Annotated in this window: 13 protein-coding genes and 4 pseudogenes; 8 read left to right on the top strand and 9 right to left on the bottom strand. The window is 66.5% G+C overall.

Annotation, left to right across the window (positions count from 1 at the left end):
• The first annotated feature begins 399 nt into the window (after positions 1 to 399).
• Positions 400 to 720 carry a hypothetical protein gene (locus tag SM447_RS28215; RefSeq protein WP_474575913.1) on the top strand — a complete coding sequence of 107 codons (321 nt, stop codon included), beginning with the start codon at positions 400 to 402 and terminating at the stop codon, positions 718 to 720.
• Here SM447_RS28215 and SM447_RS28210 read toward each other — a convergent pair.
• Positions 675 to 1,607, bottom strand: a complete 933-nt coding sequence (locus tag SM447_RS28210; protein ID WP_474575912.1) for an AraC family transcriptional regulator — start codon at positions 1,605 to 1,607, stop codon at positions 675 to 677. The genes SM447_RS28215 and SM447_RS28210 overlap by 46 nt on opposite strands.
• A gap of 78 nt (positions 1,608 to 1,685) precedes the next feature.
• Here SM447_RS28210 and SM447_RS28205 point away from each other — a divergent pair, with 78 nt between their 5' ends.
• Together SM447_RS28205 and SM447_RS28200 are read left to right on the top strand one after the other, a co-directional pair.
• Positions 1,686 to 2,357 (top strand): NADPH-dependent F420 reductase, encoded by a 672-nt coding sequence (locus SM447_RS28205; RefSeq protein ID WP_474575911.1) that lies wholly within the window; start codon positions 1,686 to 1,688, stop codon positions 2,355 to 2,357.
• Positions 2,358 to 2,359: 2 nt separating this feature from the next.
• Positions 2,360 to 3,304, top strand: a complete 945-nt coding sequence (locus tag SM447_RS28200) for a quinone oxidoreductase family protein (protein ID WP_474575910.1) — start codon at positions 2,360 to 2,362, stop codon at positions 3,302 to 3,304.
• A gap of 86 nt (positions 3,305 to 3,390) precedes the next feature.
• On the opposite strand, the gene SM447_RS28195 is transcribed toward SM447_RS28200, so the two are convergent.
• A complete protein-coding gene (locus SM447_RS28195) occupies positions 3,391 to 3,561 on the bottom strand; it encodes a TetR-type transcription factor C-terminal domain-containing protein (protein ID WP_474575909.1) in 171 nt (56 codons plus the stop codon).
• 9 nt (positions 3,562 to 3,570) lie between these two features.
• Between SM447_RS28195 and SM447_RS28190 the strand changes: the two genes are divergently transcribed.
• Both SM447_RS28190 and SM447_RS28185 read left to right on the top strand, forming a co-directional pair.
• Positions 3,571 to 3,912 carry a zinc-binding dehydrogenase gene (locus SM447_RS28190; RefSeq protein WP_474575908.1) on the top strand — a complete coding sequence of 114 codons (342 nt, stop codon included), beginning with the start codon at positions 3,571 to 3,573 and terminating at the stop codon, positions 3,910 to 3,912.
• Positions 3,913 to 4,012: 100 nt separating this feature from the next.
• A pseudogene (locus SM447_RS28185) lies at positions 4,013 to 4,243 on the top strand (alpha/beta hydrolase); the annotation flags it as partial.
• Positions 4,244 to 4,575: 332 nt separating this feature from the next.
• Here SM447_RS28185 and SM447_RS28180 read toward each other — a convergent pair.
• Together SM447_RS28180 and SM447_RS28175 are read right to left on the bottom strand one after the other, a co-directional pair.
• Positions 4,576 to 5,453 (bottom strand): IS5 family transposase gene (locus tag SM447_RS28180; protein ID WP_474575907.1). Its coding sequence is split into 2 segments (ribosomal slippage): positions 4,576 to 5,057 and positions 5,057 to 5,453, totalling 879 coding nucleotides; the frame shifts between segments, so codons are not numbered across the junction.
• A gap of 179 nt (positions 5,454 to 5,632) precedes the next feature.
• The gene (locus SM447_RS28175; RefSeq protein WP_474575906.1) at positions 5,633 to 7,165 is read right to left on the bottom strand and encodes an ISL3 family transposase; all 1,533 of its coding nucleotides are present in this window, start codon (positions 7,163 to 7,165) and stop codon (positions 5,633 to 5,635) included.
• A gap of 190 nt (positions 7,166 to 7,355) precedes the next feature.
• On the opposite strand from SM447_RS28175, the gene SM447_RS28170 reads away from it, so the two are divergent.
• The gene (locus SM447_RS28170) at positions 7,356 to 7,691 is read left to right on the top strand and encodes a hypothetical protein (protein ID WP_474575905.1); all 336 of its coding nucleotides are present in this window, start codon (positions 7,356 to 7,358) and stop codon (positions 7,689 to 7,691) included.
• A 373-nt stretch (positions 7,692 to 8,064) separates the two neighbouring features.
• On the opposite strand, the pseudogene SM447_RS28165 reads toward SM447_RS28170, so the two are convergent.
• The 3 genes and pseudogenes from SM447_RS28165 to SM447_RS28155 all read right to left on the bottom strand — a co-directional run.
• Positions 8,065 to 8,431 (bottom strand): annotated as a pseudogene (locus tag SM447_RS28165) (hypothetical protein); the annotation flags it as partial.
• 493 nt (positions 8,432 to 8,924) lie between these two features.
• A complete protein-coding gene (locus SM447_RS28160; RefSeq protein ID WP_474575904.1) occupies positions 8,925 to 9,407 on the bottom strand; it encodes a barstar family protein in 483 nt (160 codons plus the stop codon).
• Positions 9,407 to 16,183, bottom strand: a complete 6,777-nt coding sequence (locus SM447_RS28155) for a polymorphic toxin-type HINT domain-containing protein (protein ID WP_474575920.1) — start codon at positions 16,181 to 16,183, stop codon at positions 9,407 to 9,409. The genes SM447_RS28160 and SM447_RS28155 overlap by 1 nt, the downstream gene beginning before the upstream one ends.
• Positions 16,184 to 16,882: 699 nt before the next feature.
• On the opposite strand from SM447_RS28155, the gene SM447_RS28150 reads away from it, so the two are divergent.
• Complete coding sequence (locus SM447_RS28150) at positions 16,883 to 17,236, top strand: hypothetical protein (RefSeq protein ID WP_474575903.1); 354 nt, start codon at positions 16,883 to 16,885, stop codon at positions 17,234 to 17,236.
• Positions 17,237 to 17,330: 94 nt separating this feature from the next.
• Here the strand turns inward: SM447_RS28150 and SM447_RS28145 are convergent.
• Positions 17,331 to 17,543: pseudogene (locus SM447_RS28145) on the bottom strand (transposase); the annotation flags it as partial.
• On the opposite strand from SM447_RS28145, the pseudogene SM447_RS28140 reads away from it, so the two are divergent.
• Positions 17,525 to 17,701 (top strand): annotated as a pseudogene (locus SM447_RS28140) (Lsr2 family DNA-binding protein); the annotation flags it as partial. The pseudogenes SM447_RS28145 and SM447_RS28140 overlap by 19 nt on opposite strands.
• 290 nt (positions 17,702 to 17,991) lie before the next feature.
• Here the strand turns inward: SM447_RS28140 and SM447_RS28135 are convergent.
• Positions 17,992 to 18,951, bottom strand: coding sequence for a tyrosine-type recombinase/integrase (locus SM447_RS28135; protein ID WP_474575902.1), 960 nt, complete (start codon positions 18,949 to 18,951; stop codon positions 17,992 to 17,994).
• Between the last annotated feature and the right edge of the window lie 47 nt (positions 18,952 to 18,998).

Genomic DNA, 18,998 nt, shown 5'->3' with positions numbered 1-18,998 from the left:
CGCGTCCGCTCATCGGCACGATCGGGCGCAGGGCATCCACGATCTTCGTCACGCTGGGTAGCGCCCGATCCGTGGCAGATCCGGATAACGGCTGGTGGTTCGGTGGCTTGGCGCGTCAAGGTGAACCGTGATCACTATTCAACGAGTGCGTGTGCGCTGGAGTGCGGCAGCACGTGGAGCGCCGGCGGCGAACGCCCGGCGGGGTCTGTGCAGTCCAGCGGTGCTTCCGCCGTCGATGCCGGCCGGTGATGTGGTCATTCACGACGTGCTTGCAGATGAGGCGGCCCGGTATGTGGGTCATGTCGGCGTTGTCGGTGGTGACCTGGATCGAGCCGCGACCTCCTCCTCCTCGGACTCCCGCTGTTCCTGCGAGTTTCGCTGCGCGCCGGGCTGCCACTCGTGATCGCGACTGGTGCACCGGCGCTGGCCGCGTTCCTCCTCACCGACGACCTCGTGCCGGCCGCGGGTCTTGTGGCGCTGGCCTCGTTCCTCTCGGGGCCGTTCTACGCGCTCGAGCGCTCGCAGTTCCAGCGTGGCGTTCCGGGCGAGGTACGCGGACAGGTCACCGGTGCTCGTACTGCCGTGTCATCGCTGGGGTTTTCCCTTGGGGAGTGGGGCGGGCGGTGCCTTTCTCCGTCTCCAGGTCGACCGGCGGTGGCCGTGCTGGCGTTGGCCTATCTGGTGCTCGCCGTGGTTCCGCTTGCCGTGGAACGGGCGTAACGCCGGGGCGGTATACCCATGACGCGCTTGAAGGCGGTGTTGAAGGCGTGCTCGGACACGTAGCCGAGAGAACTCGCGATCCGGGCGATGGTGTCGTCGCTGTGCCGGAGTTTCTCGCCGGCGAGCATCATGCGCCAACGGGTCAGGTAGGCGATCGGTGTCTCGCCAGCGCGGCCACGGAAGCGCTCGGCGAAGGTGGTGCGAGACATGCCGACGAGCGCGGCAAGCTCCTGCACGGTCCACGGGTGGGCAGGGTCGGCGTGCACCGCGGCAAGGGCTGCGCTCACCTGCGGGTCCGCGAGGGCGGCGAACCAGCCGATCTCGTCGCCGGAGCGGCTGGACAGGTACAGGCGCAGGGCCTGGACCAGCATCATGTGGGCCAGATGCTGGGCCATCAGGTCCGAGCCCGGCCGCGCCTCGCGGAACTCCTCCATCATCAGGTCGATGGACCAGCGCAGCCGGGTGCGGTCGCCGAGGGTTTCGACCAGCATGAGCGGTGGCAGGGTGCACAGGAGCACCTCGGCGTGCGGGCTGGCGACCTCGAAGCGGCTGCCGACCAGGTAGACGTCCCCGCCGCCGTTGTAGGTGACGACTTGGCCGCTGCGGTCAGGATCGAGCACGTCCGACGCTCGCGCCGGTTCGAGGTCCGGGTCGCTGCCGATGACGGCCGTGCTGCCGGTGGGCAGCACGAAGCACGCACCCTCCCGGACCCGCACCGGTTCGCCGCCTTCGAGCGTCAGCCAGCAGGAGCCCTGGACGACGGCGTAGCACTTGATTCGGCCGGCCAGGTCGTCGAGCTCGAGCGCCCAGGGGCCACCGGCGTCGAACCCTGCCGTGAGGTAGCTGCGCGGCTTCAGCAGTGAGAGCACCTCGCTCAGCGGGTCCATCAGGCCTCCGGACGATCGCGAACAAGACTCGTTCTTCCAAGCATAGGTCGTCCGCTCTGATCCGTTTAGGTTCGGATCATGACAACGATCGGCTTCATCGGTAGTGGAAGGATCGGCAGTGCACTCGCGCGACTGGCCGTCGGCGCCGGACATGACGTCGTCCTGAGCAACGGCAACGGGCCGGAGCCCTTGCGGGACCTCGTCGCACAGCTGGGATCGCGGGCTCGCGCGGCGACTCCGGCCGAGGCCGCGGCCGCGGGTGCCATCGTCGTGGTGACCATCCCCGTGCGGGCCTACCGCCAGGTGCCGGCCGAGCCGTTGCGCGGCAAGGTCGTCATCGACACGCTCAACTACGACCCGGTCCGCCAGGGCAGCGTCCCGGAGATCGAGAACGGTGACACTCCGCCCCACCTGCTGCTTCAGACGCACCTGAAGGACTCGTCCGTCGTCAAGGCGTTCAGCACCGTGTACTTCAAGCACCTGCCCGAACTCGCCCGCCCGGCCGGAGCGCCCGACCGCAGCGCGGTGCCCATCGCGGGTGACGACGCCGTGGCCAAGACCGTGGTCGCCGGCCTGATCGACTCACTCGGTTACGACACCTACGACGTGGGCCCGCTCGCCGAAGGCCGTCGCTTCGCGCCCGGCACCCCGGCGCAGCTCGCGTACCTGAACCCGGACGGCATGTTCACCGCCCCCGGCCGCACTGCGGGCGTCGCCGAACTCGCCGCCCTTCTCGACGAGGTGAAATGACGATGAAAGCAGCTGTGGTCACCGCCTTCGGCACCGCGCCGCGGTACCTGGAGATCGACGAGGCGCAGCCGGCGAACGAGCACGAAATCGTGGTCGACGTGCTGGCGGCCGGACTACACCCGCGCGTTCGCATGCAGGCCGTCGGGTCGCACTACACCAGTTCGCGCGACAGCCTGCCCGTCGTGCCGGGCATCGACGGTGTGGGGCGTGGCAGCGACGGCAGGCTCTGGTACTTCATGTCTCTCGGCGGCCGGCACGGTTCGCTGGCCGAACGCGCGGTGATCGACACCCGGCGTGCCTTCGTCCTGCCCGAGGGCTCGGATCCGGTGCCGGTGGCCGCGACGCTGAACTGCGCGATCGCGTCCTGGCTCGCGCTCACGCGGCGGATCACCTTCGAGCCCGGGCAGAACGTCCTGGTCCTCGGCGCCACCGGCGGCACCGGGCGGATGGCGGTGCAGGTGTGCCGGCTGCTCGGCGCCGGTCAGGTGATCGCCGCCGGACGCGACCCCGAGCGCCTCGCCGCGATCCCCCGCGCCACCGCGACCGCCCTGACCGGCGACCCGGAGACGATCGGCCGGCTCGGTGCCGAGGTCGACGTGGTGCTCGACTTCCTCTGGGGTGAACCGGCCGAGACCGCGATGGCCGCCCTGGTCGCCGGACGCACCGACCTCCTCCGGCCGCTGACGTGGGTCAACCTCGGCGAGATGGCCGGCGCGCAGGTCACGCTGCCTGCCGGAGTGCTCCGGTCGTCGCGGCTTCAGCTCGTCGGCAGCGGTCAGGGATCGCTGACCGCCGCCGAGATGTCGGTCGAGATCCCCGCCGTGGCCGCGGAGATCGCGCGTGGCACGTTCGCCGTGGAGCCCGACCCCATCGCGCTCAGCGACGTCGAACGCGCCTGGTCGAGACCGGTCGACAGCAGCAAGCGCATCGTGTTCACACCGAACTGAACGGCTACCGGCGCACGCGCAGACCGTCGAACGCCACCGCCATGTCGATTGAACTCCGCCGCGCCGAGACCGCCCTGCGGCCCGTATCACTCGATCACCGAGTTGACCATGCCGAATAGCAGCCGGGTCGTCACGCCGGGGGCGATGTCCGCGCGGAGGTCGCCCTCGGCGGCCGCTTCGGCGACGAGGGCGGTGGTGATCTGGTCGAACTCGCGGTGGCGGGGCGTGTTCGACCGGGAACCGAGCATCAACGGCACGCCGGTGGGGTGGGCGCCGACATCATCCTGGACGCCGTCATGGGCCCGGGCCTGGCCGAACTGTCGCTGGCCGCGAAGCTCGGCGGCACCTTGGCCACGGTGGGCTGGCTGGACCCGCGGCCGGCGTCGTTCCCGGCGAATCCGTCGCTGACCATCTATCGCTACATGAGTTTCGCGGACATGGTCGACCCGGTGACCGCCCGGCGCGTCGCCGCGTTCCTGGCCGCCGGTGTCCGTACCGTCGTGCTGCAGCCGGCGGTGGACCGGGTGTTCGCGTTGGACGACATCATCGAGGCGCACCGGTACCTGGCGAAGGGAACGCCAGCGGGCAAGATCGTGGTGACGCCGTAATCGTCGGCGAGGCGCCGTAGGCGCCAGCCTGGCCGGCTCCCACCTGAGGTCCGGTTTCGCCGCCAACTTCGACGGCCTCGAACTGGTTCCGCCCTGCGTGATGCCGGCCAGCGACGTGAAGGTCCCGGACGGCTTGTTGGCTATCGGGGCCGGAGCCCTTCGTCCGCGCGTACGTGGCTGCGACGATCCACCGGTTACCCAAGGTGCGCGGACTGCGGGACCCGTCACCGTCGCCAAGTCACCCGGAACGTACGCTGCTGCGCTCGCCGCGGAGCGGGAACTCCCAGCGATCTGGTTGACGCCGCTTCTGCACATCGAGTCCATCGCCGATCGATACGAGCCTCGACGTTTGGGACCGAAGCGCAGTCCAGGTTATGCCCACCGACGGCCAGCCGAATGGCGGCAAAGCCTACACCCGCCGGGCGCCCTCGCTGCCGCTCCGCCTGCAGGCTGTAGTATCAGCGCATGCGCACTCAAGATGCGCACCGATGCGGAAAATCTGTGTCCGAGGGGGGACTTGAACCCCCACACGCGGCGCATACGCCGGAAAACGGCGTAGAAGCATGATCGTCAGCCTAGCAGAACGGGCTGCGTTGATCCTGCTCGCCACGCTGGCTCGATGATGCGGCAGCCGGCACCCCCTAGGGCCTGTGTCGAAGTCGGTCACAGCCACTCGTTGATGACGGCGAGGTGGATGGTGGCCTCGTAGCGGACGGCCAGCTTGTCGAAGCGGGTGGCCACGGCTCGGTTGCGCTTGAGGCGGTTGATGCCGCACTCCACGGCGTGACGTTGCTGGTAGATGTGCGGGTCGAAGGTAGGTGGCCGGCCGCCTTTGGATCCCTTGGCCCGCCGGTTCGCGTCCTGGTCGGCCTTGCTTGGGATGGTCGCGGCGATGCCCCGCCGGCGCAGGTAGGCCCGGTTGGCCTTCGAGGTGTACGCCTTGTCGGCCAGGACCCGGTCTGGTCGTGTTCTCGGTCGGCCGGTGACCAGGCGGGGAACGCGGATCGCGGCCAGAACCGGGATGAACTGGGGGCTGTCGCCGCGCTGCCCGGCAGTCAGCACGATGGCGAGGGGTTTCTGGCCTTGCTCGCAGCCCAGGTGCAGCTTCGTGGTCAACCCACCGCGGGACCGGCCGAGCGCATGATCGGTCGGCTCAACGCTGACGCCGCCGGGTGGCTCGGCCTGCAGATCCCCCTTTTCCTCGCCCCAGCCGCATGCTGGTGGGCGCGGGCGCTGGTCGAGTCCACCGACACGTCCCAGGTGATCCTGCCGTCCGCATCGGCGAGGGCCTGCAACGCGGTGAGCACCTGCTTCCAGGTGCCGTCGCGCTGCCACCTGCGGAACAGGGCATACACCGCCGACCAGGACCCGTACTGCGGTGGCACGTCCCGCCACGGAGCGCCTACCCGGATCCGCCACCGCATCCCGTCGATCAACTGCCGCCTGGTCCATGACGACGGTCGACCCGGCCGCTTCGGCGCCGGCAGCAGCGGCTCCAGCACCGCCCACTGCACGTCGCTCAGGTCGAACCGCCTCGTCACCGCTAGGGTGTCCACGAGGTCTCCGGTTTCAGGTTCTGCTTGGTCGCTGAACCATCTACCGGAGACCTCACCTACTTTCGATCTCCGACACGCGAAGATCCTCAAACCAGCTCAAGCCCTGGCCGGGCCTGTCTCGCTAAGGGCTCTGTCTCACATTCGGTGGTGACGGTGAGTGCCGGTTAGCCGAGCAGGATTCGGTGTCGCAGAAGGTCGAACCCGGCGCGTCCGTACATTTGTCGCTTGATCAGTTTGGTTTTGGTGTTGACGCCTTCGGTGCCGCCGTTGTGAAAGGGGTGGATCAGGGCGGCGTTGACGGCGGCGCGGTCCAGGCCGAGGCCGCGGATGAAGGTGTGCAGGTGGGGCAGGTCTGTGGCCTTGACCTCGGTGATCCACGAGTCGAGACGGTCGTCGTTGCCGGCTGTGGGTGTGAGGAGCGCGGCGAACGAGCCGATGAAGCCGGTCAGCGCGGTCATCTGCGGGCAGGTGCCGGTGAGGGCGTCGACGAGCGCGCGCTGGTGTTCTTTGAGCTGTTCAGGGTCGGTTAGGAGGTAGCGGGTGAGGCGTCGGGGCGACAGGGCTGGGCGGTCGGCTTCGACGCGGCCTTGGGTTATGTAGCGGTAGAGCAGGTTGAGGCTGCCGGTGTAGCCCAGTTCCCTGATCTCGGCGAGGAGTTGGGTGGCGCCGACGGCGGGATCTTGTTGACGGCGGAGGCGGAGGTGCTCGCGGTAGGGGTCGACGAGGGTGGGTCGGTACTGCGGTGCGCGGACCAGGCGTTCAGGTTGGCTGATGCGGGCGTAGCGTTTGACGGTGTTGAGGCCGAGGTGGAGCCGGCGGGCGCATTCCAATAGGCCGACTCCTTTGTCGAGCAGGTCGTGGACCTGCTGCCACCGCTGCCGGGTCGTCACCGCCCGCTTACCCTCCTGCGGCGGCAGGCCGGCGATGGCCCAGCACATGCTGTGGGTGGTGACCTCTTTGCGGACGGCCTCGGCGAGGTTGTGCCACAGATGCCAGCGGTCGGCGACCTGCAACGCCTCGGGTAGGGCGCGGCGGACCGCTTCGGCGTAGGCGCCGGAGGAGTCCCGGCACACCACCTCGACACCGGGATGCTCACGCAGCCACGTCTCTAACGTGTGGGCCTTGCGGTCGGGCAGCACATCGACGCGCTCACGGGTGACCGCGTCGATCAGGACGGTGGCATAACGTCGGCGTCGACACAACGCGAAGTCGTCCACCCCGAGCACGCGGGGCACCGGGCGCTGCGGCAGCGGCAGGCGCAGCAGGGCCCGAAGGGCGGTATGCCGGGAAACGATCACCGCCAGCGCCGACAACATCCGTGCCCCGGCACGGCCAGCCAGATGACGCACCACCGCACCGACCTGGGAGATCAGCCGGGATGTGCGGCGCTGGTAGCGATGCAGAACCCCGGGAAGCTGCTCCCGGAACGTTCGACGACAGCCCTGGGTCGGACACACCAGACGACGTACCCGCACCCGCACCACCACCGGCCGGGCATCGACCGGCACGTCCGCGAGGGTCCGCTCGTGATAACTGTGCACCCGACCCGTCACGGCCGCGCAGCCCGGACAGGCCACCGGCCCTGCGGGAGTCCGAGCCCGCACCAGGATCCGTTCGCCCTCGTCCGTCACGTCGTCGATCACCAGCGGCAGCAGCCCCGAGAACACCGTCTTCGTAAGATCATCGATCTTGCACACATGATCTCAACGACATCGACCATCCTCGGTCACCACCGAATGTGAGACAGAGCCTTTAGATCCACAGACCCCCCTGGCCCGGACTTCGACACAGGCCCTAGTTGACGTCGGCCCGACCATGGAGCCTGTACCGGTTTACGCTGCTGGCGATGCGGAAGGCCGGATCACCTGGACGACCAGCGTGGACTCGATGATCAGCCGCAACACCAACACGGCGCTGGCGCCCACACAGAAGGCCACCTGCAGGAAGAGCCACCCGGCGGCGTACACGACGAACCCGCCGATCACCCCCTCGGACAATCTCGCGGTGGTCCGGCCTCGCACCTGCCCCGACCTGGTTCTGGCGGACACGGCGTACACCAGCGGCAGCAACCGCGCCTACCTGCGCGAGCGCGCGATCATGGTATGCATCCCGAGCAAGAAGGACCAGGACACCCACCGCAGGGCCAAAGGCAGCCGCGGCGGACGCCCCGGAAGTTCGACCGAGGTCTCTACCGGATGCGATAAGCCGTCGAGAACGGCATAAACAGGCTCAAGCGCCACCGCGGAGTGGCCACCCGCTACAACAAGTTTGGCCGTCCGGTTCCCAGCCATCCTGACCATCACCACAATCTGCGAGTGACTCTGACCGGCTAATGAAACACGCCCAACGCCTGGGAGTAGTCCTCATATTCCCATCTCCCTATACGTCCGATCTTCTCCGCCAGACCTTGCCACGTTTCAGCCTCTAGGGGCCATCGACAGCCGGACTCACCGCGAGGTACAGCGAGTCCACGTCGAAATGAACTGGTTGGGTCGCAGCGTCCCATCCGTCGTGAGCAGCGGATGTGTCCGCATCCTCAATCAAAAGCAAGCCATGATCGAAGAACGCCGTAAAGCATCCAATCAGGTTATCGATGTCAGAATGCAAGGTTGCCTCGATTAATCTGAGCTACGGTTCCGCCTTGCGATCGCGCACAGGCCAAACAATGCGGGTAAGCAGTTTGAGGGCTGCCACGCGGCACCATGGTGGTCGGTGGCTGGTGATCCGGGATCCAGTTACCACTGCGTGTTCCAGGCGTAGTCGCGCCGCATGTGTGACACCCATACAGATTACCGGATTCGTTGACCATACCCGCGAACACCGGGCGCATTGATGTTGCCGTCAACCAGCCCAACCCCTTCGCGTGCATGTAGCCCAGCGCCGAGCGTCAAATCGCATGCGCCGGGTCCATTCGTGTTGTGAACCAGGACCGGGGTTTCACCGGCGAGTACATAGTACGTGTGGCGTTGTTACGGTGGTTGCGGCGAGGCCATGGCGTCGATCTTGGCAGGGAGCTGGGCTTTCGCTCAACCACCTGCCGACAGCTCATTGATTGGCGGCGATTTTGACAGCAGTCGTGACAGCAACGTGGGCGCACGGCGGGCCGGCCTATCGGCCGGGCCGCGCGCACGCGCTACAGGCCTACGGCCCCGCGCGCACGCGCCCGCGCGACGACCAGGGCGGCCAGGTGATGCCTCCCAGTCGAAGCGATCAAGGCCATGACGATCCCATCAACGGGTCAACCCACGCGACGGGTTTCGGGGATCGACGCCACGCCGCTACGCGCCGTGCCACCGAGCCACCCCCGCCCACTGTCGGGTCAAACAGATTCAGTCGATACATTTGCATCATGCTCGGCGTCTGACAGCAGCCGTGACAGCAACTCAGGCGCACAACCACGCCTCTTGGCGCACTCCGCAGTCCCGCAATTACTTCGCGTGAAGGAATCCTTACTGCTCATCGGCGGCACCCGGCGTCCCCTTCGAGCTGCATTCGCGCTTCATCGGAGCAAAGCAGAGCAACGTTGAAAGGAACCTCTCCGCCATCCCACTCTGGACCCAACCCAAACGAATTAGCCCATTCAGAAGACACGTCCTTGATCAGCCGAAAGAAGATCTCCCGATCAGCCGGGCTGTCCACTAGCAACAGGTCCGCTCGTTCGATTACCAGCAAGTACGCGCGAGCAGGACACCCAGACAATTCTGTAATGCACTCAGCGAATGCTGCCCAGTTCCAACCAAAGTATTCGGGGAAGCGAAACTCCCGAACAAACTCGGCGAAAAGCGCTTCAGCAGTACGCATTAGCCCGCCGTCAAGCTTTACCACGACCCCGCCAGACACAGGCACTGACCTGCGCAGAGAATCAAGATCGGTCGAATCTGACAGCACGTGCATCCGGGGTTGGCTAGTGGTCCACAGGTCGTCGAAGTTGGCCATCATCAGTACCTAATAAAGGTTTGGTAGTGATCCGGAGTGTAGTATACAGACCCATCAGATCCAGTGACAATTCGTTCGCCGCCAGGCTTAGGGTTTCCCGAGCCGGGAACCGTGCCCCACTCACGGTAAGTTATAGCATCTCCGCCAGCCGTAGTGCGTGGGAGAACCTGCCCACCAGTGCCACCATCATTACGGAACACCTTCGGGACAGTCGGCCCCATCGCCCCGCTTTGAACAAGCACGCCATCCCCTTGAATCCCCTTAATCACATCGAGGGACTCCGCTGGAATCGAGTTTCCGAAGCAACCATTCGTGTTGTGTACGAGGACCGGTGTGTTGCCGGCGAGCACATAGTACGTGTGGAGGTCGTCGACCGTGAGGTTGTAGGCGAGCGCACGCCATGTCACCGCAGCTACTGTGCCGGTGACTTGCACGGGGCCTGTGATGGTGCTGGCGAGTTGGTCGCCGCGTCGGAGGGCGTCGGCGCGTTGCCATTCGCGGTCTGTTTCGTTCCAGAAGGGGTGGTCCTCGGTGGTGTCGAGCGGGGCATCGTTGATCGTGAGGGTATGGAGGTCGTCTTCGTGTACCCAGACGTGGGTGACTCGGCGTTTGCCGCTTCGGCCGGTTTCTGGGTCGGTTGCGTAGACTTCATCGCCGACTTTGAGTTGGCTGATGGGTTTGGTAGTGCCATCGGCTAGGAGGACCCGGGTTTCGGGGCTGAAGCTGCAGAGGGCGCGGATGGCTTTGACGGTTGCCATGATCGCTACGGCGTCGGTGGCGGCTAGCGCGAGTTCCCAGCTGTAGATCCAAGATTCTGGGCAAGGAGCGACGCCGCAGTTCCATTCCCAGCCGAGGCTGTTCATGCAGGCGAAGCGGGCGTAGTTGAAGTCGCCGCATTGGACCTGGATCTCGGCTTTGACAGGGTCGTAGCCGTTCGTGACTGCGTCGCGCATGGCGGCGCAGGTGCTGCGGTGGGCCCGGCAGGCGAGGTTGTCGTCGTTGTAGGTTTCCAGGAAGGCGTCCTTAGCGGCTTTGCGTGCGCGCTCAGGGTCTTTGCCGCCACCGCCGCCGGTCTTAATGGGTGGATCTTTTCGGGGCGGTGGGTCCCTCTTCTCGTGAGGTTGGCGGTGGTCGACAACCTTGTGTTTTCCGGGTGCCGGACTGTAGTCGCGGAGGTTTCCGCCGTGGTCGCCGATGGCGTAGAGGCCGCTGGGGTCGCTGAAGCTGGTGGGGTTGTTGTTGGCGTAGCTGTAGCCGTTCCATTGTTGGGGATCGGCGAGGTCTTGGATGGGGTCGACGCTGATGAACCGGGCCGTAGTGGGGTCGTATTCGCGGGCGCCGAGGTGGGTGAGGCCGGTGTCGTCTTGGGTGCCGCCGACGAATCCTCGGGTGCCGAGGAAGATGGATGGCGGTGTGGTGCGGTCTTCGCCGTAGGGCAGAAGGCGCTTGCGCGTGGCGGTCAGGTTGTCAGCGTTGACCTGGACTTGTTCGGTGCCGTGGTGGTCACCGGCACTCCACACGAGGCCGGTGTGGGTGCGGACGGCGATGGTGCCGCCGGCGGCGCTGTAGTAGCGGGTGCCATCGGTTTGGGTGGCGCCGGCGTTCAGGGTGAGTTCGGTGGCGCCGAGGTACAGGGTGGCCTTGTTGGGGGCGCGGCTGATCAGCCGGTTGCCTTCGGTGTCGTAGATGTAGGTGGTTTCGTCGGCACCTTCGGTGAGGGTGTCGAGGCGTCCTTCGGCGTCCCAGGCCAGTTGCTGCGCCACCCCGCTGTCGGTGTGCCGGGTGAGGATGTTGCCGGCGGTGTCGTAGGTGAACGACCGGGTCGGCGTGGCGGCGAGGGGGCCAGTGGCGGTGATGCTGGTGACGGCGTGGGGTCGGCTGGCACCGGGGTTGGGGTGGGTGTAGATCCAGACGGTGTTGCCGGCGGGGTTGTGGTCGGTCTGTTTGGTGCGGTTGCCGACGGCGTCGAACTCCCAGGAGCGCCAGTAGGGGTCGATACTTCCGCCTCGTTGCGGTGTTTGGTCGCAGGCCGTGGTGGTCGGGGTGTTGCCGGTCCAGGCGGTGGTGAGTCGGCGTAGGGGGTCGTAGCGGAAGCATTCGATCTGGTCGGCGGTGCCGTTGGTGCTGCCGAGGATGGAGGTGACGTTGCCGATGGGGTCGTAGCGGTAGCCGGTGGCGTACTTGGTGGTGAAGGTGCCGGGGGTGTTTTCGAGGTCGATGCTGGTGGCGTCGAGGCGGCCGGTCTGTTGGTCGATGCTTTGGGTGAGTCGTACCCGTTTGCCGGTGGCGCCGAGGAGGAGTTGGTGGGTGGGGCCGTGGGCGTAGTAGCTGGTGGCGGCGACGTAGGCGTCGATGCCGGTCATGGTGGTGGGGTAGCCGTTGTTGTCGTAGCCGAAGGTCAGGGTTTCGGCAGGTAGCCCACCCATGGCGGGCTGCGCGCTGGTGGTGACGTGTCCGGCCTTGTCGTAGGTGAAGGTGCTGGTGTAGGTGCCGGCGAGAGCACCTTCGGCTGCCGGGATGGTGATGCTGGTGCCGGTGGGCTGGTAGCGGTCGGTGTAGCCGGTCACCGTGGTGGTGTAGTTGCCGCCGACATCGTGGCGGGTGGAGGAGGTCAGCTGTCCCTTGGCGAGGCTGTCGTAGACGTAGGTAACCAGTCGGGTGCCAGTGCCGACGTCGCCGGCCCAGCGGCCGATCGCCCGGGACTTGCCGTCGTACTGGACCGAGTTCTTCTGTCCCCGTCCGTCGATGGTGTAGGAGAGTCGGCCGGCGGTGTCGTAGTGGGTGCTGCTGGTGCCGGCGTCCGGGTCGACCTTCTGGGTGGGGCGGCCGGCAAGGTCGTAGGTGTGGGTCCAGGTGTTGCCTGCGGGGTCAGCGACGGATTCGAGTTGGTCGAGGAGGTCGTAGGTGTAGGTGGTGCTCTGGTACGTGTTCGGGTTCGTCGCCGAGGTGTACTGGTCCAGGCGGGTCACGTTGCCGCGCACGTCGAGGTGGTTGACCGTCTTGGTGCCCCCGGTCGGTGGAACGACCATGACGCGGTCGCCGTAGTAGGTGGTGGCGGTCTGCCGCCACGCGGCGCCGAGCTTCTTGTCGATCTGGGTAATCGGCCGGTTGAGGTGGTCGTAGCTGGTCTCATGGGTCGCCGGAACGGTGGCCAGGCTGGGATTGACCAGCCCAGATCCGGCGGCGGAGCTGTTGTGGAAAGGGTCGGTAGTGGCGGCGACGTTGCCGCGGACGTCGTAGGTGGTGGCGACGACGACCCGTCCGCCGTTCGGGCCGGGCTGCTGGGTTTCCCTGGCCCGGCCGAGACCATCCACGTACTGGTACGAGTTCAGGTAGACGGGGCTACCGCTGTGGGATTGCAGCGTTTCGGTCCTGGTCCGCGCGGGGGCGGTGGGTTGGCCGATGCCGCTGGAGGTGATCTGGTAGCTGAACCGCAGCGACGGCACACCAGACGATCTGGCCTGTCCAGGGAGGTACACCTCGGCGAGACGACCAACGGGGTCGTAGACAAGGTCGGTGATCTTGCCGTTCGGGTCGGTGATCTTCGACGGCTGGCCGGTGTGCCGGTCGATCAGTGTGGTGGTGGTGTGGTTGAAACCGCCGCCGACGGTGCTGGTGATCCCGTTGTCCGGCCAGTTCACTGTCGGGCTGTAGCTGGTCGTGGTGGTCAGGCCAGCGGAGTCAGTCGAGGTGTGAATCCGACCCGTGTTGTCGTAGGTGCTGCGGCCGCTGGAGACGTAGCCGGTCGGGCTGTGGTAGGTGCGGACCTCGGCGACGTTGCCGTCGAACGGGGTCTGGGAGCCTTCGACGGTGTACGTGTCGTAGAAAGTGACCGCGCGCGACAGCAACGTGCCCGACCCGCAGGTGTCGCCGGACCAGGTTTCCACTCGCTCCGGGAAGCTGATCATGTAGAAGGAGTTCGGTTCGTTGCGCTGGGCGTAGGTGTACGAGGTACAGGTGTTGTCCGCTACCCCAACCTCGTTGTACTGATGGAACCGGATCGGCAACCCGTACGTCGACTCGTAGATGGTCCTCTCTTCGCTGGTCCGCCAGCTGCCGTCGTCGAGCTTGACCCGGTTGCTCTCCAGGCCGGTGCGAACTTGGCGGGGGTTGGCGTAGCCGGGGCCGTTGAAGCTGCCTTGAATGACGTGGTCGTAGCGGGTGCTGGCGACCTCGGTGTAGGCCGCGTTGGCCGGATTCGCGTTGTAGGTGGTCATCCGGTAGTGCCGGGTTTGCAGGGTCCGGCCAGCGCGGGCGTAGTGATCGTCGTAGGTGTCACCGGCGTAGTCGGTAACCGTGGTTTCTTTGATGCCGCCGCCGCTGGCCTGGTCACGGATGTCGTGGTACATGCCGCGGAAGAAGTTCGACATCGACACCGTGTACTTCGACGGATCCGTACCAGAGCCCTGCACAACGCGGACGCGGTTGTAGCCGGCGAAGATACTCCACGATTCGTTGTCGTCGGGGACGAGCGGGTTGTTGGGGTTTTTCCAGGCCGGGTTGCCGACCGAGTAGTCGTACTGGGTGACCTGGTCCGGTGACCCGCCGACCTGGTCTTTCACCACGACCTTCTTGACCAGGTACTTGTGGAAGATCCCGAACCCTGGGTCGGCGCCCGGTGGTGAGTGGAAGATTGGGTAGCAGTCCTCGGTGTTGATGTCCCAGTTGCCCACCTTGCCGTTGTGCCAGGTGTTGTAGCCCGACTGGTTCGACCCGCCCTGCGGGCACGGCTTCTGCGTGCCGTAGGTGACCTCCGTGCGGCCACCGAGGCCGTTGCGGACCACCAGCAACCGGGGCATCCGCATCGCCGACACACCCAGACCGGCCTCGTCGTAGTCGACCCGACCGTCACGGAAGTTCGGCTGGACGCCGTCGACGTAGTCGAAGTCCACCGGCGGCAGGTCGATTTTGTTCGCGTCCGCGCCGATCAGCCCGATCGGCCGCACGTAGTCCAGGACGAACACCCGCTCGGTCAGACCGGTGGGGTTGGACACCTTGTAGCGCAGCTGCACCCGGCCGATGTTGTTCCACGCCGCGGTGCCGGCGTTCCACTGGTACGACGTCACCCGGTCCAGGATCTTGCTGGTGAAGAACGACTGGGTGTAGTTCCCACACGACGACGACCCGCAGGACAGGTCACCGGGCACGTCCGGGTAGGAGGTCGGGTTGGATGACAGCGACGGACACGACGGCGGTGTGTTGTTCAACGGATCGTCCTCGGCGGTGCGCTCCACACAGCGGTTCGCCCAACTGAAGACCACCCGGCCGACCGGAACCGCCCCGGCTTCGGTGACGTTCTTCGCGTACTCGATCTCCGACAGATAGCCGCCGCGGTCGTACTCCAGGACCGAACCGCTCAGTGCCCGCTTGTAGTGGTTCGTCTCCCGCGTCCAGTGCAGATACGTTTCGTTCTCGTTAGCGTCACGAACCCGGTCCAGGTTCCACCGCCACGGATCCCGACACGACGCCGGATACACGTCGTGGCACGGCTCCCCCGCCTCATCACCGAGGAACGACATCTTCCACACCGAGTCCCGCACATACCCGAACCGGTACTCCGTGCCGTCCTGCGTCCACACCTTCCAATAGCCGTCGTCCTCGGCCCCACCGGAGAGGAACTCCACCCGCCACCCGAGATCGTCGACCGGCTTCCACACCCCCGCCGTCGTCTTCACGATCTGCGTCGACTGCCCCTGCAACGAGATCGTGATATGCGACGCCGCCACATCGTTGGTGGCCGCCTCCCCGTCCTCACCGTCCGGGGACTCCCAACACATCTCCGTGCGATGCGTCCGACACGGCTTGTACGTCCGCTCGATATAGCCGGGCGAGTACGACCAACCCAAACCGGCCGGGCCGGACTGGTTGTTCGTCCCATGCGTCATCCCATCCACCGCCGACGAGCTGTACGACAACTGCAGCCCCAACGCCTGCCCGTACGGCAGCGGCGGCTCCGGCAACGGATGCGAATAGGTGAACGACCCCGCGCTCTCCCCCACCTGCCACGACCCCGACGGCTGCAAATCCGTCGCCGTGTACGAACCGGTCGACCCACCCGACGCGGTCGACGTCAGCGCGTACACCCCGGTCGACTCGACCGTCGACTCCGACGCGAAGCCCTCGAACACACCCGTACGGCGCCCGTCACCGGTCGGGTCGCCACTGACATCCACCACCGCCGTCAACGTCCTCGCGTCCGGGTCATTCGTTGTTGACACCCACACGGGATCCGCCGAACACTCCGGCACCTCCGGCGACGTCGCCGCGCACCCCGGCAACCGCACCAACGTCAACCGATCGGCGAACGAGCCCCCATACGCCTGCGCGAAATCGGAATAATCGATCACCACCTGCACCGCACCGGCGGCCGCGGAGCCGTCAGCCCGGGCAAGGGAGTACAACGGGCCCGCGTTACCCAACGCCACCGATGCCGACCGGTCGAACGACCGCACCCGCACCGATCCCACCTCACCACCGGTCAGGGCCCGCGCCGCCACGCCCTCCTCCGCAGGCGCCCCCTCAGCGGGTTCGACCGTCAGCCCGAACGCCTCCCGGTCTGCGGCATCCGCCTGAAGGTCGAGGACCGCCTCACCGCCGACAGGGAATCGTCCTGCCGGCAACGGCTCCGTCACCGTGACCTCGTCATCAGGGTCCGGATCCTGCGCCTGCTGCCGCACCGCAACACTCGCCACCGAACGGGAATCACCCGGCTCCACCGCCGGCGCCGCCGCCACCGCCGGCCCACGCAATTGCACCACCGGCAACAACCCCACCAGCAGCGCCACCGCCAAGACCCCAGCCCGGGTCCTCCCCCGCGCGCCGAAACGGTCAAACGCAGTGCCCCCACGGCGGCCAGCAGGCATCACACACTCCCGATGATCAAAAAGTGATCGACACGCTAGACAGCTGACAGACCTCGGCACAAGAGCGGGGGCGATCTTGCCAACGACAGCGTCCACCAGGGACGATCACGCTACGCACATACTGGGTGCCTATCCCCCCGCCTGGCCGTAGCCAGCTATCGCCACAAACCGCGCAACAGAGCCCAGCTCGCCAATCGCCACCCACCAGCGTCCTCACGCAAAGCGATCTTCAGCAAATTCTCAACCGACGCTAAGACCGCCACGGTGTCGGCTGCCGCCCGACCCGGTGGCTGCACACCACGACGGGCCAACCCGCGTCCGCGCACGAGGGGGCAGCGCACAGCGGTACACACCGAGCACCCAGCAGCCATCAACATTCGCTAGTACACCCATCTGACGGCCCCGATCACGGCAGACACAAAGATCATCTACTAGACGACGCATACAGACCCAACGGCGTCCGCATTCTGGCCGCGCTCCCCTCCAGCGCCGATATGGGCGGAGTTGCGCGGCGTGTTGCGTTCATGGTCAGCGCTCTGACCGCGCTGGGCTGGCGGGGTCGAGGGCTGACCGTGCCAGCTTGATGGAGTGGGTGAGCCTGGTCAAACTGCCCTGGTGAGCTTCGACGTGATGCTTCTCGATCCGGACAATGTTCCGACCGTCGAGCAGATCTACGGGTCCCTTGAGTCGAATGAACCGGAGGTGCCACCGAGCCCGCGCCTGAGGGCAGCGATCGACGAGTGTTCCTCCCTATGGCCCGCCTACGACCACGCCGTCAACGAGATCGACTCGCCGTGGGCCTCTTGGCCGCTCGGGCGCGAGGTGGAGCTTCCTGTCATTGAGGTAAACATCCGCTGGGATTACGTCGAGGCCGTGCTTCCGAGGCTCATCGAAATCGCCAGCCACCACGAGATTGTGTTGTACGACCCGCAGAGAAACGAGATTCATCTTCCGCCGCGGCTGAGGTAGCTCGCCTGGGGTTGGCACAGCCGGTCGAGCTTGCCTCCGGTCACGTCCGCGCTGGTGGCGTAAGAGACGGCCATCGCGGGATCCGGGTCTGATGCTATGCGGCGATCGGTGTTGGGTCGTGCTGGTCGGTGTGGTGTTGGCTGGTGTCGATGGTGATCAAGCGGGCTTTTGTGAGCAGTTCCAGGCCCATGTAGCGGCGTCCTTCGGTCCATTCGTCGGTTTGTTCGGCGAGGACGGCGCCGACGAGGCGGATGGTGGCCGGCCGGTTGGGGAAGATCCCGACGACGTCGGCGCGGCGGCGGATTCGGTGGCCGGGTTGCTCGTGTTCAAGGCACCGCCAGCGCTGACCGTGAGCAGAACAAGGCGATCCGGGCATGGGCCAAAAAGGCGGGGAGAGATATCTCCGGCTGCGACCGGATTCCGCAGGAGATCGTGGACGAGTACCACGCGAAAGCGGGCCGTTGACCCGTTATACGGGTCCAGGGCCTGCCCTGTCGATCATGCTGCCAGCGCCAGCCGCTGCCTCGACGTCGCGCTCGCCGGCAGCGTCGCGACCCGAGTTGCGATAGCCGGTTTCCCAGGTCGCCATCAACTCGCTACGGCTCTCGTCGACCGCGTACACCGACCGGGCTGCGCTGCTGACAGACCCGGGGTTCGCGTCATCGCCTTCCCTTCCGAATGCTCGCCGCAGCCTATCGGTGACGGCGCGGGTCACACGCACGGTCCCGCGTGTGTGACCCGCCAGCCGACCCCGCCTATACGCGCTCGCCGATACCCAGTCGCGCCTGCGTCTCCTGTGCCCGCTCGGCCGCGGCGCTGGCGCCGTAGTGGCGGGGCATGTCCTCTGAGGTCCAGCCGAGCAGCAGCATCAGGTCACCGGTGTCGCCGCCGGCGCGTTTCCACTCGTGGGCGAAGCTGTGCCGCCACCGGTGAGCGTGCACGTCCACCACGCCGGCCGCTGCGCCCAACCGTTTGAGCAGGATCTTGATGCCGTTCGGAGTCAACGCTGCGGTGCCTCGTTCGGCCAGCCACAGGTTCGGCAGGGCGGCGCCCTTGTGCTTGTCCCGGGCCCGCAGATACCGCGACAACGCCCGAGCCGTCTTGGGCCCGAACCGCACCCGCCGATCCTTGGCGCCCTTGCCGTGGAAACGCACCGACTCCGTGTTCAGGTCCACGTCGTCGATCAGCAGGTTGCCGACCTCCGACAGGCGTGCGCCGGTGTTGCAGTACACCCGGATCAACGCCTCGTCACGCAGGTTCGCGAAGCTCTTTCCCTTGCAGGCGTCGAGAAGCTTGCTGGTGTCCTCGTCGCGCATGACCGGGATCAGCTTGCGGGGTGTCTTCGGCTGCCGCACCCGCTGCATCGGCGACCGGTCGATGGCCTCCTCGTCGAGGAGCAGCCACTTGAAGAACTGCTGCAGTCCCTTGTGCTTGTTCACCGCCGTCGACGCGGACTTGGTCTCGATCATCCAACCCTGGAACGCCTCCACATGCGCCCGCGTCACCGCACACGGATCCTCCGCCGCATCGGCGGCGTCCGGATCCGGCGACCGCTCCCCCAGATAGCGGCCAAGCTGCGCGGCGGCGAGGAGGTAGTTGTAGCGGGTGGTCTCCGGATAGTTCCCAGCCCGCAGCGAGCGGTCCCAGTCGCGGAGGAACCCGGCCCAGGTCCGGGAGAGCCCGACGCTGAGTTTCTGAAGATCCAGTAGTGGCATGACAACCTGCCCGAGTCAAGGAGTCCAACAGCGGCGTGCTAGACCAG

Source organism: Micromonospora aridisoli, from assembly GCF_056150025.1.
Note: the sequence above shows the minus strand (reverse complement) of the source record. Positions and strands in the feature narration are given on the sequence as shown.

Bases quoted from the DNA above. Each gene is read 5' to 3' on its own strand.
- SM447_RS28210 (WP_474575912.1), bottom strand. From the start codon at position 1,607: ATGGACCCGCTGAGCGAGGTGCTCTCACTGCTGAAGCCGCGCAGCTAC.
- SM447_RS28205 (WP_474575911.1), top strand. From the start codon at position 1,686: ATGACAACGATCGGCTTCATCGGTAGTGGAAGGATCGGCAGTGCACTC.
- SM447_RS28200 (WP_474575910.1), top strand. From the start codon at position 2,360: ATGAAAGCAGCTGTGGTCACCGCCTTCGGCACCGCGCCGCGGTACCTG.
- SM447_RS28170 (WP_474575905.1), top strand. From the start codon at position 7,356: ATGATCAGCCGCAACACCAACACGGCGCTGGCGCCCACACAGAAGGCC.
- SM447_RS28160 (WP_474575904.1), bottom strand. From the start codon at position 9,407: ATGATGGCCAACTTCGACGACCTGTGGACCACTAGCCAACCCCGGATG.
- SM447_RS28135 (WP_474575902.1), bottom strand. From the start codon at position 18,951: ATGCCACTACTGGATCTTCAGAAACTCAGCGTCGGGCTCTCCCGGACC.